The 15,619-nt window shown below is 33.0% G+C and carries 14 protein-coding genes; 3 read left to right on the top strand and 11 right to left on the bottom strand.

From position 1 onward, the window contains the following. Nucleotides 1-4: 4 nt before the first annotated feature. Entirely contained in the window at nucleotides 5-1,066 is a 1,062-nt protein-coding gene (mraY, locus tag FMM58_RS00425; protein WP_411675273.1) for a phospho-N-acetylmuramoyl-pentapeptide-transferase, read from the bottom strand. Nucleotides 1,067-1,141: 75 nt separating this feature from the next. Between mraY and gpmI the strand changes: the two genes are divergently transcribed. From gpmI to FMM58_RS00440, 3 genes are read left to right on the top strand one after another with little or no spacing between them, the layout of a single operon-like run. Further along, nucleotides 1,142-2,620: a 2,3-bisphosphoglycerate-independent phosphoglycerate mutase gene (gene gpmI / locus FMM58_RS00430; RefSeq protein WP_150139361.1), complete on the top strand. Its 1,479-nt coding sequence runs from the start codon at nucleotides 1,142-1,144 to the stop codon at nucleotides 2,618-2,620. Between the two features lie 8 nt (nucleotides 2,621-2,628). After that, nucleotides 2,629-3,564, top strand: a complete 936-nt coding sequence (locus tag FMM58_RS00435) for an AEC family transporter (RefSeq protein WP_150180261.1) — start codon at nucleotides 2,629-2,631, stop codon at nucleotides 3,562-3,564. 12 nt (nucleotides 3,565-3,576) lie between these two features. Then, nucleotides 3,577-3,867, top strand: coding sequence for a metal-sensing transcriptional repressor (locus tag FMM58_RS00440; protein WP_150139365.1), 291 nt, complete (start codon nucleotides 3,577-3,579; stop codon nucleotides 3,865-3,867). A 111-nt stretch (nucleotides 3,868-3,978) separates the two neighbouring features. Here the strand turns inward: FMM58_RS00440 and FMM58_RS00445 are convergent, their stop codons facing one another. From FMM58_RS00445 to FMM58_RS00490, 10 genes are all read right to left on the bottom strand, one after another. Then, nucleotides 3,979-4,845 (bottom strand): arginase family protein, encoded by an 867-nt coding sequence (locus tag FMM58_RS00445; RefSeq protein ID WP_150180262.1) that lies wholly within the window; start codon nucleotides 4,843-4,845, stop codon nucleotides 3,979-3,981. Nucleotides 4,846-4,922: 77 nt separating this feature from the next. Then, nucleotides 4,923-7,499: an ATP-dependent Clp protease ATP-binding subunit gene (locus tag FMM58_RS00450; RefSeq protein ID WP_150180263.1), complete on the bottom strand. Its 2,577-nt coding sequence runs from the start codon at nucleotides 7,497-7,499 to the stop codon at nucleotides 4,923-4,925. A 114-nt stretch (nucleotides 7,500-7,613) separates the two neighbouring features. Further along, complete coding sequence (locus FMM58_RS00455) at nucleotides 7,614-8,171, bottom strand: 2-oxoacid:acceptor oxidoreductase family protein (RefSeq protein WP_150139370.1); 558 nt, start codon at nucleotides 8,169-8,171, stop codon at nucleotides 7,614-7,616. Then, on the bottom strand, nucleotides 8,168-9,013 hold the full coding sequence (locus FMM58_RS00460; protein WP_150139372.1) for a 2-oxoglutarate ferredoxin oxidoreductase subunit beta: 846 nt from the start codon (nucleotides 9,011-9,013) through the stop codon (nucleotides 8,168-8,170). The genes FMM58_RS00455 and FMM58_RS00460 overlap by 4 nt, the downstream gene beginning before the upstream one ends. Further along, a complete protein-coding gene (locus FMM58_RS00465) occupies nucleotides 9,013-10,137 on the bottom strand; it encodes a 2-oxoglutarate synthase subunit alpha (RefSeq protein WP_150139374.1) in 1,125 nt (374 codons plus the stop codon). The genes FMM58_RS00460 and FMM58_RS00465 overlap by 1 nt, the downstream gene beginning before the upstream one ends. 9 nt (nucleotides 10,138-10,146) lie before the next feature. Continuing rightward, complete coding sequence (locus FMM58_RS00470) at nucleotides 10,147-10,461, bottom strand: 4Fe-4S dicluster domain-containing protein (protein WP_150139376.1); 315 nt, start codon at nucleotides 10,459-10,461, stop codon at nucleotides 10,147-10,149. 12 nt (nucleotides 10,462-10,473) lie between these two features. Continuing rightward, nucleotides 10,474-11,343 carry a succinate--CoA ligase subunit alpha gene (gene sucD / locus FMM58_RS00475; protein ID WP_150180264.1) on the bottom strand — a complete coding sequence of 290 codons (870 nt, stop codon included), beginning with the start codon at nucleotides 11,341-11,343 and terminating at the stop codon, nucleotides 10,474-10,476. Between the two features lie 9 nt (nucleotides 11,344-11,352). Then, the gene (gene sucC / locus FMM58_RS00480; RefSeq protein ID WP_150139380.1) at nucleotides 11,353-12,513 is read right to left on the bottom strand and encodes an ADP-forming succinate--CoA ligase subunit beta; all 1,161 of its coding nucleotides are present in this window, start codon (nucleotides 12,511-12,513) and stop codon (nucleotides 11,353-11,355) included. Beyond that, the gene (locus FMM58_RS00485) at nucleotides 12,514-13,416 is read right to left on the bottom strand and encodes a malate dehydrogenase (RefSeq protein ID WP_150180265.1); all 903 of its coding nucleotides are present in this window, start codon (nucleotides 13,414-13,416) and stop codon (nucleotides 12,514-12,516) included. Further along, nucleotides 13,416-15,617: an NADP-dependent isocitrate dehydrogenase gene (locus tag FMM58_RS00490; protein WP_150151403.1), complete on the bottom strand. Its 2,202-nt coding sequence runs from the start codon at nucleotides 15,615-15,617 to the stop codon at nucleotides 13,416-13,418. The genes FMM58_RS00485 and FMM58_RS00490 overlap by 1 nt, the downstream gene beginning before the upstream one ends. Nucleotides 15,618-15,619 lie beyond the last annotated feature (2 nt).

Genomic DNA, 15,619 nt, shown 5'->3' on the forward strand with positions numbered 1-15,619 from the left:
TTTCCTAGCGAAGTTTTATAGAAGCAAGGGCTAATAAATTTGAAAGCAAGGCTATCATCCAAAAGCGAACGATTATTTTATTTTCAACCCAGCCTACCTTTTCAAAATGATGGTGAATGGGTGCCATTTTAAATACCCTTTTATTGAAAATTTTAAAGCTACCAACCTGTAAAATTACAGAAATTGTTTCAAGCACAAAAACAAAGCCTATTAATAAAAGTAAAAATTCATTTTTGCTAATAATGCCTAAAAAGCCAATAAATGCCCCCAGTGCTAAACTACCACTGTCTCCCATAAAAACTTGTGCAGGGTAGCAGTTATACCATAAAAAGCCCATTAAAGACCCAACCAAAGAAGCACAAATAATAACCACCTCGCCTAGTCCTTGAATTTTAGGCAAAAGCAAATACTCACTATAAATTAAATTTCCACTCAAATAAAGAAAAATTCCAAGCGTAACAATGGATATTATGCTAGGAACGGTCGCAAGACCATCTAGTCCATCCGTTAAATTTACGGCATTTGAACTAGCAATTAAAACAAGTATCCAAAAAACTATAGTAAAAATATGCATATTAAATAAGGCATGTTTATAAAAAGGTATGTAAAAATCGCCATTTAAATCGGTAAAAAAATACAACAGTAAGCCACAACAAAGACTTGCAAGGCATTGTAAAAAAAGCTTAGTTTTTGGGCTTAATCCTAAGTGGTTATCCTTTTTTAAGATTTTATTTAAATCATCAATCAAGCCTATTAAGCAAAATAAAATAAGGCATAAAAGACTGATAAGGGTTAAGACATTGAATTTAATGCAAAGTAAGGAGCTAAAGACTGCACAGCCAACAAAAATAAGTCCTCCCATTGTAGGCGTATTTGATTTTGTTTTGTGATTATCAGGGGCTAGTTCATAAATGGGTTGTTTAGCGTTTTTTGATCTAGCCCAATTGATAAATTTTGGCATGATAAATAAAGATAAACATAAAGCTATAAAAAATGCAAAACCAGCCCGAACGCTAATATAAGTAAAGAAAGCATAATCACTAAAATAAGAAATATAAAACAAAATTTTTGCCTTTTTTGGTTTTTAAAAGTTTAATTTTAGTAAAATCTTGCAAAAAAAAATCTTATAAAGAGTAAAAAAATGAGTCAAAAATGTATTTTAGTCATTACCGATGGCGTAGGTTTTAATCCTAGTGAAAAATTTAATGCTTTTTTTAGTGCAAAAAAGCCAAATTATGAAAGATTATTTAAAGAGGTGCCAAATTCTTTGTTAAAAACTAGTGGTTTGGCTGTGGGATTGCCAGAAGGTCAAATGGGAAATAGCGAAGTAGGGCATATGTGCATAGGTAGTGGCCGCATTATCTATCAAAATTTAGTTAAGATAAATAAGGCTATTGAGGATGGGTCTTTATCAAAGAATAAAAATTTAAATACCCTGCTTGAAAAATGTAAAAATATCCATGTGATAGGGCTTTATAGCGATGGAGGGGTCCATTCTTTAAATACGCATTTTAATACCTTGCTTAAACTTTGCAAGCAAAGGGGTAAAAATGTGTTTGCCCATGCAATTACTGATGGACGAGATGTTGGACCTAAAACAGGGCTTAAATTTATAAAAGAATTAGAAGAATCTTGTCAAAAAAATGATATTTGTTTTGCTACGCTTTGTGGTAGATTTTATGCTATGGATAGGGATAAACGTTGGGATAGGGTGGAAAAATATTATAAGTGCTTAATGGGTGAAGTTGATGAAGTATCAAATTTTAGTGCTTATATGCAAGAAAGCTATGAAAAGGGTATTACTGATGAGTTTATAGAAGGTGTTAAGAGTGCAAATTTTAAGGGCATTAATGAAGAAGATGGGCTTATCTTTGTAAATTTTAGAAACGATAGAATGAAAGAGTTAATTTACGTTTTAAATTCAAAGGATTTTAACGAGTTTAAAAGGGATAAAATTTTTAATAATCTACTTACAATGAGCGTTTATGATGATAAATTTAATTTGCCTGTTTTATTTGAAAAAGAAGTGCTAAATGATACCTTAGCTCAGGTTATTGCCAGGGCAAATTTAACACAACTTCATACAGCAGAAACTGAAAAATACGCCCATGTTACCTTCTTTTTTAATGGTGGGATAGAAGAAAGTGTTGAAAATGAAAGCAGGGTATTAATCCCTAGTCCAAAGGTTAAAACCTATGATGAAAGGCCTGAAATGAGTGCTTTTGAGGTGCTTGATGAGGTTAAAAAAGGGATTAATCAAGGTAAGGATTTTATAGTAGTAAATTTTGCAAATGGCGATATGGTAGGGCATACGGGTAGTTTTGAGGCCTCTGTTAAGGCTGTGGAGGCTGTTGATTTTTGTCTTGGAGAACTTGTTAAAGAGGCTCGTAAAAAGGATTATGCCTTTATTATTACAAGCGACCATGGAAACTGCGAGGCAATGCAAGATGAAAAGGGAAACATACTTACAAATCACACTACTTTCGATGTCTTTGTCTTTGTTGAGGCACAAGGAGTAAGTAAGATTAAGGAAAATATGGGACTTAGTAATATTGCTGCTTCTGTACTTAAAATTTTAGGTTTGCAAAAGCCAAGTGCTATGAACGAGGCTATGTTTTAAGGGTATAAATGGCTAGTTTTTTGGGACTTTTTTCAAGCATAGTCCCCCTTTATTTTTGTATATTTTTAGGCAGTTTTTCAAGTAAATTTTTAAAATGTGATAAAAAAACTATAGCAAATATCCTTTTTTACATACTTTCACCTCTTGTTATCTTTAATGCTACTATAAGTATCAATTTTAGTTTTGAAATTTTATTAATCCCTGTTTTGCCATACTTAGCAAGCGTTTTTATAGCCTTTACAAGCTTGATTATCTTGCAAAGAATTTATAAGGACAACAGGGCGAATTTATTAGCTTTTTCAACTGCTGTTGGAAATTCTGCATATCTTGGCATTCCCTTAGCCCTTATTTTTTTAGATGAAAATTTAGTAGAAATTTTTATTTTTGCAATCTTTGCTGTGATTTTATATCAAAATAGTGCTGGTTATTTTATAGTAGCAAGAAGTACCTATTCTTTTAAAGAAAGCCTTTTAAAGATTTTAAAATTGCCTTCAATCCATGCTTTTTTAATAGCCATTATTTTAAACATAAGTTCTTTTAAAATGCCTGATTCTATAAGTTCTATTTTTTTGTATGCAAAGGGAACACTTTCAATTTTAGGAATGATGATTATAGGCATGGGGCTTGAAAAAATAAGGCTTAGTAGCTTTGAGTTTAAATTTATAGGCATTGCCATTTTTATTAAATTTTTAATACACCCTTTTATAATGTGTTTTTTAATATATTTGGATAGTACCTTTTTTCACATTTATGAATTAAAATATTATATTATCTTTTTTATACTCTCCATAGTGCCAATTGCTAGTGATTCTATAATAGTTACATCTGTATTAAATTTAAACACAGAAAAAATTTCTTTACTAGTATTTATAACAAGTTTAATTTCTTTATTTACTATTCCATTAATGATGATATTTTATGAGAATTTTAAAGGATTTTTATAAGAAAGGCAAAAAATGAAAGATTTAGTACACTCTCATCACCATTCAAACAAACATATAAAGGCAATTTCCAATCGCCTAAGTCGCACTATAGGGCACTTAGAATCTGTTAAAAGAATGGTTGAAATGGATAAGGATTGTAGTGAAATTTTAATTCAACTAGCTGCTATTAAAGGCGAGGTAAATAATACTGCAAAGGCTATTTTAAAAGAACATTTAGCACATTGTATGATACATTTTGTCTTAGAAAAAGACGAACAAGGCATTGAGGATTTAAATAAGGCTATTGATATGTTTATGAAGTGAAAAATTTAAGAATGTTTTTAATTTAAAAATCTTATTTGAAAGCCTATTATAACATTATTTTCAAGATTTTAAAAAGATAAAAGAACGCAAAAAGTTTCAAGCTTTTAAAATTTAAAAGCTAGGTAAATTAGCAAGTAAATTTTGAAGTTTTATTAAATCCCTTGGCAAACACTCAGCCACGCTTAATCCTACTAATCTTTTTTTTCTTGATGCTATTTTTAAAAGGCTAATGATTTGAGTAATTTTCATTTTACCAGTATTGCCAACTGCTATATAAAGTTCATCTTTATCAAGTACGTCTAAATCAAAATGTATTAAAAGCTTAGTGGCACTAATGCTATCTAGCCACGATATAACGGCTTTTTCATTGTATTCACTTGTATTAATGCTTTTAAGATTAAAATCATTTTGCCTTTGTTTATAATGCTTTTCTTCTTTTGAATTTAAGCCAACAAGCAGTAAATTTTCAGGTCTTATAAAGTCTTTTTTATTTTTAATCACACTTAAAAGTTCCTCGTCCCCATATCCTAAAAGCATACTAACAGCCATTGCATGATAACCTTGATAAAAATCATCATAAGGAAGGCCAATATCAGGGTGAGAATCAAGATAAATCACACACACATCATCACTACCATATTTTTTAGCTAAGTACAAAAAAGGTACTATACTAATAGAACATTCCCCACCAAGGCTAAGAATTTTATCAGCCTTGCTTTTTTTGACAAGCTTTGCTACCTTTTTTGTTTGGTGTAAAATGATTTTTTTATCTATAATACCATCCTTAATCTCTCTTTTAAATTTCGTTGAAATAGGTAAATATATGTTTTGTACATTTTTTCGTTTTTTCATTAAAAGGTCTAAAATTCTAGCACCTAAAATATAGCCTTGTGAGCTTTGTTTTTCATTAAGGTCTTCAAAGTAAGCACTAATTTCGCCTCCTTGCCATTGAGGGTAAATAAGACGAATGGATTTCATTTTTTATCCTTTAAAATCACTAGTGTTTTTATTTTAACATAGTTTGATAAATTATTCTGGCTTTTAAAGCCAGAAATTTATATTTTGTTAATGATTATTTTATCATCTTTTGCATCTATTAAAAGCTCGTCCTCTTCTTTTATCTCATCACTTAAAAGCATATCGCTAAGTTTATCTTCAACTAAATCATAAAGTGCCCTTTTTAAAGGCCTAGCCCCAAAATCAGGGTCAAAGCCCTCGTTTGCTATAAGTAAAGTCGCATCCTCGCTTAAACTAGCTTTTATACCCTTACTAGTTAGAATTTTTTGCAAATCCACAAATAATAATTTTACTATCTCATAGGTCTCATCTTTTCCAAGTGGATTAAAGGTGATAATATCATCTAATCTATTTAAAAATTCAGGTCTAAAAAAGTTTTTAAGTGCTACGTTTATAGCATCTTCTTGTTCTTTACCTTTAAGCTTAAAAATGGCATCTGAGGCTATATTTGAGGTTAAGATTATAATAGTGTTTTTAAAATCAACTGTTACGCCCTTGCTATCAGTAGCTCTGCCATCATCCAAAATTCCTAAAAGTATGTTAAAAACATCTTGGTGTGCCTTTTCAACTTCATCAAATAAAAGCACAGAATAAGGCTTTCTACGCACGGCCTCTGTTAATTCTCCCCCTTCTTCATGCCCTATATATCCAGGAGGTGCCCCTAAAAGCCTTGAAACACTATGTTTTTCCATAAATTCACTCATATCAAAGCGAATCATTGCCTTTTCATCATCAAATAAAAATTTAGCCAAAGCCTTAGCAGATTGAGTTTTTCCAACCCCTGTTGGACCTAAGAATAAAAAGCTACCTATTGGCTTATTACCAGCATTTAATCCAGCTTTATTGCGTTTAATGGCCCTTGCTAAAGCATTTAAGGCCTTATCTTGCCCGATTACACTTTCTTTTAAATGTTCTTCAACTTGCAAAAATTTTTGCTTTTCACTAGTAAGCATTTTTTTAACGCTAATTCCAGTCCATTTACTTAAAATTCCAGCGACCATATCCTCATCCACCTCGTTTTTAAGTAGTACTCCTTCCTTGCTCATATTTTGCCATTTAAGTTCTAATTCTTGTACTTCCTTGCTAATGCTTGGAATTTTGCCATATTCAATCTCAGCAGCCTTTTGAAATTCACTATCTCTTTTAGCCATACTTGCTTCATAGCGCAATAAATCAATCTCTTTTTTCTTGACACTAATGGCCTCAAAAACTTGCTTTTCGTTTTCAAATTGTGCTTGTAAGTGATTTTGCCTTTCCTTTAAATTTGCTAGTTCTTTTACAATCTCACTAAGCCTTTTTTGATTGCTTTCTTTATTTTCCATTTTTAAGGCTTCATTTTCAACTTGCAAGGTTTCAATCTCTTTTCTAACCTTTCTTAGCGAACTAGGCTCTGATTCAATTTGCATTTTTAACTCAGCAGCCGCCTCATCTATTAAATCAATGGCCTTATCGGGCAAAAAGCGATCAGAAATATACCTTTTTGAAAGCTTTGCAGCAGCTACTAGGGCACTATCTGTTATGCTAACATTATGATGAATTTCAAGTCTTTCTTTAATGCCTCTAAGCATTGCTAAGGCCTCGTTAACGCTTGGTTCGTTTACATTTACAGGCTGAAACCTACGTTGTAAAGCAGCATCTTTTTCAAAATATTTTCTATATTCTTTAAGCGTGGTAGCCCCAATTGTATGAAGTTCTCCCCTTGCAAGTGCTGGTTTTAAGATATTTGCAGCATCCATACTACCCTCACTTGCACCAGCCCCTACAATAGTGTGAATTTCATCAATGAAAAGTATCACATTTTCAGACTTTATTACCTCGTTTATTACAGCTTTTAATCTATCTTCAAATTCACCCCTATATTTTGCCCCAGCTATTAAAGCACTCATATCAAGGGCTATTACCTTTTGATTTTGCAAAGAAGTAGGCACATCTTTTTTTACTATTCTTTGGGCTAAGGCCTCTACAATAGCTGTTTTACCAACGCCAGGTTCTCCAAGCAAGATAGGATTGTTTTTTGTTTTTCTAATTAAAATTTGCATTAATCTTTGAATTTCTTCTTCTCTTCCTATAATAGGGTCAAGCTCACCATTATTTGCCTTTTTTGTTAAATCTATACCAAATTTATTAAGGCTATCTAGGGTTTCATCAGCACTTTTACTATCTATATTACGACCTGCCCTTAGTGTTTGAAATTCCTTTTGTAATTCTTTTAAATCCATGAATTTTGTTAGAATTTCTTTAATAACCTTTGAATCCTTACTTTCACTTACAATCCAAGTATCAACGCTTAAAAAGCTATCACCATTTGCACTCATTAATCCCTTAGCCCTTTCAAGTGAATTCATAAATTCATTTGAAAATCTGATATTATCGCGATTTACATTTGAACTAGTAGGCAATTTTGCAACCTGGCTTTTAATCTCAAGTATTAAAGCCTCCTTTGAAACATTCATTTTATTTAAAATTTGATTAAAAATACTAGTACTATCAACGCTTAATGCCCATAAAAGATGCAAGGGCTCTACTTCGTTATTTTTAGTGTGTATAGCCAAAGATATAGCACTATCTACACTTGCTTGCATTGAGTCTGTTAAAAATTCTTGTATATTTGACATTTTTTCTCCTTAAACTTTATATTGGTAGTATTATATAACTTTAGTCTATTATTGTCAAGTTTAAGAGAAATTTTTTAAAATTATTTTATAATAAGTTAGAAAGGCATTGCCTTTCTAACTATGTGGAGCAGCTTCCTTTGCGTATTTAATACCTAAATCAAAGGCCTTAGCATTTGCATCCCTTGTTTTAGCAGGTACCATATGTAGCATGGTTTCTTTTAAAACGTCTAAGTCTATGCACTTACTCATATAAGCAGCTATGGCTAAGGCTACTACTGATTGAGTAGCTACATTTCCTACTTCATCCTTTGCTATGGTAATAATAGGAATTTCAAAGATTTTCCATTTTTTATAATCATCTTGTTCTGGGTGTACTAAATTTGGTTCTACAACTATAATGCCACCATCTTTAACCCCACTTTTAAAGCCCTTATAACCTTTATCAGCAGTTGAAAGCATAAAATCAACCTCGCCTTCTATAGCATAAGGGAATAAAATTTCATTCTCATCAATAATAATGTCAACCTTTGTAGGACCTCCACGAACTTGCGAGGTATAAGTTGAGGCCTTAAAAGCACTTCTACCTTCTTTAATAGCTGCTTCGGCTAAAATTTCACCAGCGGTAATAACGCCTTGACCGCCCTCACCGCCAAATCTTAATTGATATTTCATTTTAAAGCTCCTAAATCAACCATTCTTTTTTCTTTTGCTGCCCTACGAACTTCTTCATAAGCATGGCAGTATTCAGGCTGGCTTTCATCTTGGTATAAAATGCCTGTTGGGAATTTATCTTTTCTTTGTTCAAAGTCCATTTTATCAAATTCAGCTTTATCAACAATGCGAGATTTTATCCACTCAAGCACAGAAACAGCCTCGCCCATTTTATTTTTTCTACCTAAATTTATATGGCAGTTTGAAAAAACATCAACAAAGCTATAACCCTTATGTTCTAAGGCCTTAAAGATTAAATTTTCAAGCTTTTTTGCCTCGATTATATTGCCCCTTGCTACAAAGGAAGCTCCAGCAGCTTGAGTAAGTTTGCAAGCATCAAAATTTGGGTCAATGTTACCAAATTGTGCTGTAACTGTGTAAAAGCCCTTTGGAGTAGTAGGAGAGGTTTGAGAATTTGTAAGTCCGTAAATAAAATTGTTAATTACAATATGAGTTAAATCTATATTTCTACGACAGCCATGAATGGTATGGTTTCCTCCAATTGCTAGTGTATCGCCATCCCCACTAACTACTATTACATGTTTGCTAGGATTTGCTAATTTTATACCTGTAGCATAGGCAATCGCCCTACCATGTGTAGTATGAACTGTGTTGCAATTTACATAAGAACTCATTCTTCCACTACAACCTATACCAGAAACTAAGCACACATCATCCATATTCCAGCCGATTTTTTGAATAGCCCTAATAATAGCCTTTAAAACAACGCCATCACCACAACCCCAACACCATTGCGTAGGCAATTTATCTACGCGTAAATATTCATCATAATCAAAAGCCATTACAAATTCTCCTTTATTTTTGCGATAATTTCACTTGGTGTAATAGGTCGCCCATTTGCCCTATGTAAGCTTATAAAATCTCTTCTACTACTTACCCTTTCAATCTCTTCAAGGTATTGACCCATATTAAGCTCACTTACCATTACTTTTTTAAATTTATTAACTATTTGTGCGATTTTTTCTTCGGCTACTGGATAAAGGGTAATAGGTCTAAAAAGTCCTACCTTAACGCCTTCTTCTCTTAGTCTATTAATGGCTTCTTTTGCCGAACGACTAACGCTACCATAAGCAATTATAAGAAATTCAGCATCATCAAGCTTATATTCTTCCCATTTGCAAATTTCATTTTTGCGATTTTTAATTTTGCCTATAAGCCTTTCCATATTTTTCTTAACCAATTCACCATCTTCTGTTGGAAAGCCTATTTCTCCATGGTGAAGTCCTGTTACATGGTAACGATAACCTGTGAAAAATGGATTTAAAGTAGCTGGTTGATTAGCCTCTGCCTTATAAGCCTTATATTCTTTTTTATCGCCAGTAAATTTAGCCCTATTAATAATCTCAATATCCTTTGCATCAGGTATCACAGCCTTACCATTCATATGTCCTACTGTTTCATCCATTAATAAAAATACAGGGGTCATAAATTTTTCTGCTAAATTAAAGGCCCTTACGGTTTCTAAATAGGCTTCTTCAAGCGAGGCAGGGGCTATTGCTATACTAGCAAAATCGCCATGAGTTGGGGCCTTTGCTTGGAATAAATCTCCTTGTGCAACGCGAGTTGGAAGACCAGTTGAAGGACCACCACGCATAACATTTACAATAACAAGTGGAATTTCAGCTATAAAAGCAAGACCTATTTGTTCAGCCTTTAATGAAATTCCAGGACCACTACTTGCTGTCATTGCCTTAGTACCACTCATAGAAGCACCTATTGTTACACTAATGCCTGAAATTTCATCCTCCATTTGTATAAAGGTACCATCATTTGCAGGTAGCATATGGCTTAATTCGTGTGCTATTTCTGAACTTGGAGTTATAGGATAACCCCCAAAAAATCTACATCCACAATCAATTGCAGCCTGTGCAATTAAAACATTTCCTGTTGCTATAACTTCTCTCATTTTTTTGTCCTAAGAATTTAATTTTTTATATTTATTATTTTTTACAGCCAAAGCTCTATCTTTTGATTCAGGCGTTAATTTAGCAAATTTAAATTCATCTCTTTTTGCTACCATGATAGCAAAATCAGGACAATGTACTTCGCATTCTGCACAACCTATACAGGAATCAGGATGTACTACTTCAATCATTTGTCCTAGTACGGCTTGTACATCATCGCGCATAGCTAAAACCCCAGCAGGGCAGTAGCTAACGCAGATATTACAAGCTTTGCACCTTTTTTCATCAACCCAAACGGGTGTGTCTTTTGGAGCATTTATACTCATAATATTTTCCTTTTAACCTAAAATCTTTTTAACTTCTTCACCTATTAAGGCTGGTGAATCAGCGACTTTAATCCCATAACTTCTAAGTGCTTCTTTTTTCGCAGCCGCACTTTCATCAGCACTTCCAACAATAGCACCAGCATGTCCCATTCTCTTACCTTTTGGAGCAGTAGCACCGGCTATAAAGGCAACAACAGGTTTAGTAATATTTTCTTTTATAAATTTAGCAGCCTCAATTTCAAGACTTCCACCTATCTCACCTATCATTATAATAGCCTTTGTTTCATCATCTTTTTGAAATTCGCTTAAAAGTTCTTTATAAGCTAGACCTATAATAGGGTCCCCACCTATACCAACAGCTGTTGAAATTCCATATCCAGCTTTTACAGCTTGATTAGCAGCCTCATAAGTTAGAGTACCTGATTTTGAAATTAAACCAACGCAACCTTTTTTAAAGATAAAACCAGGCATAATTCCAAGCTTACACTCATCAGAAGTAATAATACCAGGGCAATTTGGACCTATGATTTTCATGCCTTTTTTATTTGCATAATTTTTAGCAAACATCATATCCTTTACAGGTGTGTGTTCAGTGATAACAACTGCAAGTTTAATACCTGCATCAGCTGCTTCTATAACACTATCTCCAACAGCAAAAGCTGGTACAAAAATAAGGCTAACATCAGCCCCAGTTGCCTTTACTGCCTCTGCAACTGTATCAAAAACAGGCTTTCCAAGGTGAGTTTGTCCACCTTTGTGAGGAGTAACTCCACCTACTATATTTGTACCATATGCTATGCATTGTTCAGCATGAAAAGTTGCCTCTTTGCCTGTAAAACCTTGAACTATAACCTTTGTGTTTTTATTAACTAAAATACTCATTATTTTTCCTTATATTAAACTTTTTACAAGCTCTGCACCACTTTTTAAATCAGTAGCTGCTTTTACATTTGTAAGATTTGAATTTTCTAAGATTGCCTTTGCCTCTGCTGCATTTGTACCATCAAGGCGAACAACAACAGGAACATTTACTTCAACATTTTTAGTAGCTTCTAAAATTCCATTTGCAATTCTATCGCAACGAACGATTCCACCAAATATATTTATGAAAATAACCTTTACATTTTTATCTCTTAAAATAATCTCAAAGGCCTTAGCCACGGTTTCAGCACTAGCCCCACCACCAACATCTAAGAAATTTGCTGGTTTTGCCCCACTATAATTAATAATATCCATAGTAGCCATTGCTAAACCTGCACCATTAACCATGCAAGCAACATCTCCATCAAGTTTAACATAACTTAATCCAAATTCAGAGGCCTCTCTTTCAGCTGGATTTTCTTCGCTAATATCTCTAAGGGTTGCTATGTCTTGATTTCTATAAAGTCCACTATCATCAAAGCTACATTTTGCATCAAGTGCGTAAAAATCGCCTTCAGCAGTTTTGATTAAAGGATTAATCTCAAGCATATTCATATCTTTATCCATATATAGTTTATAAAGCTTATCTATCATAGAAATTAATTTTTTGCTTTCATCCTTGTTGAGTCCTAAAACCTTTGAAACTTCTAAGCCATGAAACATTTTAAAACCAATTTGAGGGTCTATGCTAACCTTAGCGATTTTATCAGGGCTTTCCTTTGCTACCTTTTCAATGTCCATACCACCTTCGCTTGATGCAATGATAGTGATTTTTTCAGCCATTCTATTAAAAAGTATAGCCAAATAATATTCTTTTACTATATTTGCACCACTTTCAATATATAGTTTTTGGACTAGTTTTCCTTCTGGTCCTGTTTGGTGAGTAACCAAATTCATACCTAGAATTTGACTTGCATAACTTTTTACTTCATCTAAATTTTTAGCAATTTTAACACCACCTCCAAGGCCACGACCTCCAGCGTGAATTTGAGCCTTTACGGCCCACACACTGCCTCCAAGTTCTTTAGCGTTTGCGACTGCTTCATCAACACTAAATGCTACCTTACCCTTTAAAGTAGGTATCTTATAACTTGCAAAAATTTCTTTTGCCTGATATTCGTGTATATTCATTTATTCTCCTTTGTAATGATATTTGATTAACGATTTTTCAAGTTTGTCTGTTTCGTCCTGACTTAAATCAAGCTTCATTATCTCAATAACACCTTCTAAGCCAAGCCTAGCCATTACGCCAAATGCTTTATTTTTGACGCCTAATTCCCCATTTAAAATTACACTTATAGGTAAAAACTCACCACTCCTAGTAGCTTCTAGCATTCTAACACAAGCTGCTGCTGGTGCTAGGTAGGCTGAGGATTTTAAATGTCTAATAATCTTTGCCCCACCCGTTTTCACTTCATTTTCAATATATTCAAAGCCTTCTTCGTTTAAAAACTCAGACAAGGGTTTATTATTAATCCTTGCGTATGATTTTAACAATACCATATCATCATTATGAAAGCCGATTAATCTAGTGTCAATATTTGACATTTTAACCCTTAATTTTTTAGATAATTCGTATTTAAAACGGGCATTATCTAAAATTCCAGCCATGGCAATGATTTTTTTGGTAGAAAAAATTTTATGTTCATAAAGCGTGTTAAGTAAAAAATCAACAGGATTTGTAAGTATGATAAATAGTGGGTCCTCAACATATTTTTTTATATTTTTTGCACAACTTAGCATAATTTCAGTATTTATTTGCAAAAGTTCTTGTCTACTTTGCCCTTCTTGCCTTGCTAAACCTGCACAAAATATAACTATATCGCTATTTTTTGTATGAGAATAATCTTGAGTACAGATTAAATTTATATCTAAATTAAAAGAAGCTATGCTTTGTTCAAGCTCTAATTCCCTTGCTATTAAAATTTCATCGCTTTTATCAATTAAGACAAGTTCATCTGCAAATTCTCTTAAAATTAAGGCGTAAGTAATGCTTACACCAACATGTCCAGCACCGATAATTGTAATTTTCATTATGCTTCTATCTTTGCAATAATGGCATTAAATGTAGCACTTGGTCTCATAATTTTATTTGTTTTATCATCATCAAATTTATAATAGCCTCCTAAATCCACCTTAATGCCTTGTGTATCGTTAAATTCGGCACGAATTTTTTCTTCATTTGAACTTAATTCTAAGGCTATATCTTTAAAGAAACTTTGCAATTCAAGGTCATTTGCTTGTCTTGCTAAATGATTTGCTAGGTAAAGGGCTAAATAAAAATGACTTGTACGATTATCATCTTCTTTTACCTTTCTAGAAGGGGCTTTATTGTTTTCAAGCCATTCTCCAATGGCTTCGTCTAAACAAGCTGCTAAAACCTTTGCTTTATTGTTGCTACATTTTTGAGCGTAAAATTCTAAACTTGCTTGTAAGGCTAGAAATTCACCCAAGCTATCCCAACGCAAGTGATTTTCTTCTACTAATTGTTCTACTTGTTTAGGGGCTGATCCACCAGCTCCTGTTTCAAACATAGCACCATTATTTAACATAGGCACCACCGAAAGCATTTTTGCACTAGTTCCAAGTTCTAATATAGGGAATAAATCGGTTAGGTAATCTCTTAAAACATTGCCTGTTATTGAGATAGCATCCTTTCCAGCACGGATTAATTCAAGGCTTTTTAAACAAGCTTCAAAGGGTTCTAAAATGTCAATTTGTACGTTTTTTTCATTTAATCTTTTTTTGACTAAATCTATCATTATTTTATTACTAGCCCTTTTTTCATCTAGCCAAAAAATCGCTTTAGCACCACTAAGTTGCATTCTTTCAATGCCTAAATCTATCCAGTTAATAACAGCATCAAATTTAGCTTGATTCGCCCTATAAATATCACCTTTTCTTACCTTATGTTCAAGCAAGGTTTTATTATTTGCTACTATTTTAAATATCCCATCTTCTTTTGCAATGAAAGTTTTATCGTGTGAGCCATATTCTTGTGCTTTTTTAGCCATTAAACCTACATTTGAAACGCTACCTAATTTACTAGGATTTAAAGTACCATTCTTGTGTAAGTCCTTAATCACGGCTTCATAAATTGTAGCATAGGTTTTATCAGGGATAACTGCGTTTGTATCTTTTTCTTTGCCATCCTTATCCCAAAGTCTAGCACCATTTTTTAACATAGCAGGCATGGACGCATCAACTATAACATCGCTTGGTACATGTAAATTTGTAATACCTTTATCTGAATTTACCATTGAAATTTTGGCACTTTTATCTAAAATTTCTTTGTATTTTTTTAAGATTTCATCTTTTTTAGGCGAATTTTCTATTTTGCTTAAAAGTTCAGAAAGTCCATTATTTGCATTAACGCCAAGTTTTTCTAACTCATCTTTAAACTCAGCAAATAATTCTTTAAAGAAAACCTTAACTGCATAACCAAAAAGAACAGGGTCGCTTACTTTCATCATAGTTGCTTTTAAGTGTAGAGAAAAAAGTATATCTTCTTTTTTGCAAAGTTCAATTTGTTCGCTATAAAATTCTTGTAATTTTTCCACATCCATAAAGGTAGCATCTAAAATTTCATTTTTTTCTAATTTTAGATTGTCTTTTAAAATTTCACTTTTGCCACTATTTGAAATAAATTCAATACTTGCAACACAATCTTCTTTTATTAAAACAGCCTTTTCATTATCAAAAAAATCGCCATCTTTCATATAAGAAACTATGGTTTTTGAATTTGGATTAAATTCAGTAACCCTGTAAGGATTATTCCTTGCATAGTCTTTAACTGCCTTTGTTGAACGGCGATCTGAGTTACCTTGACGAAGTACTGGATTAACGGCTGAGCCTAAAATTTTTTGATATTTTGCCTTGATTTGAATTTCTTCATCATTTTTTGGCTCGTCTGGGTAATTTGGTAACATATAACCTTTAGATTGAAGTTCCTTAATCGCTGTTTTGAGCTGAGGAATTGAAGCAGAGATATTTGGGGTTTTGATTAGATTTGCATCTGCTTGTTTTACGAGTTTGCCTAGGTTTTCTAGGGCATCTTCACATCTTTGTTCTTCTTTTAAATACTCGCCAAAATTAGCAATAATCCTACCAGATAGTGAAATATCCGAGGTTTTAACCACTATATTAGCTTTTTTTAAAAAGGCTCTAACTATTGGTAAAAACGAGTAGGTAGCAAGCGCTGGCGACTCATCTGTAAGAGTGTAAGTAATGTGCATTT

The organism is Campylobacter sp. LR291e, from assembly GCF_008633915.1.
Classification (GTDB): Bacteria; Campylobacterota; Campylobacteria; order Campylobacterales; family Campylobacteraceae; genus Campylobacter_D.

What these genes read in the sequence shown, in the direction of transcription:
- gpmI (WP_150139361.1), top strand. Translation starts at nt 1,142, where the DNA reads ATGAGTCAAAAATGTATTTTAGTCATTACCGATGGCGTAGGTTTTAAT.
- FMM58_RS00435 (WP_150180261.1), top strand. Translation starts at nt 2,629, where the DNA reads ATGGCTAGTTTTTTGGGACTTTTTTCAAGCATAGTCCCCCTTTATTTT.
- FMM58_RS00440 (WP_150139365.1), top strand. Translation starts at nt 3,577, where the DNA reads ATGAAAGATTTAGTACACTCTCATCACCATTCAAACAAACATATAAAG.
- FMM58_RS00445 (WP_150180262.1), bottom strand. Translation starts at nt 4,845, where the DNA reads ATGAAATCCATTCGTCTTATTTACCCTCAATGGCAAGGAGGCGAAATT.
- FMM58_RS00450 (WP_150180263.1), bottom strand. Translation starts at nt 7,499, where the DNA reads ATGTCAAATATACAAGAATTTTTAACAGACTCAATGCAAGCAAGTGTA.
- FMM58_RS00455 (WP_150139370.1), bottom strand. Translation starts at nt 8,171, where the DNA reads ATGAAATATCAATTAAGATTTGGCGGTGAGGGCGGTCAAGGCGTTATT.
- FMM58_RS00460 (WP_150139372.1), bottom strand. Translation starts at nt 9,013, where the DNA reads ATGGCTTTTGATTATGATGAATATTTACGCGTAGATAAATTGCCTACG.
- FMM58_RS00465 (WP_150139374.1), bottom strand. Translation starts at nt 10,137, where the DNA reads ATGAGAGAAGTTATAGCAACAGGAAATGTTTTAATTGCACAGGCTGCA.
- FMM58_RS00470 (WP_150139376.1), bottom strand. Translation starts at nt 10,461, where the DNA reads ATGAGTATAAATGCTCCAAAAGACACACCCGTTTGGGTTGATGAAAAA.
- sucD (WP_150180264.1), bottom strand. Translation starts at nt 11,343, where the DNA reads ATGAGTATTTTAGTTAATAAAAACACAAAGGTTATAGTTCAAGGTTTT.
- sucC (WP_150139380.1), bottom strand. Translation starts at nt 12,513, where the DNA reads ATGAATATACACGAATATCAGGCAAAAGAAATTTTTGCAAGTTATAAG.
- FMM58_RS00485 (WP_150180265.1), bottom strand. Translation starts at nt 13,416, where the DNA reads ATGAAAATTACAATTATCGGTGCTGGACATGTTGGTGTAAGCATTACT.
- FMM58_RS00490 (WP_150151403.1), bottom strand. Translation starts at nt 15,617, where the DNA reads ATGCACATTACTTACACTCTTACAGATGAGTCGCCAGCGCTTGCTACC.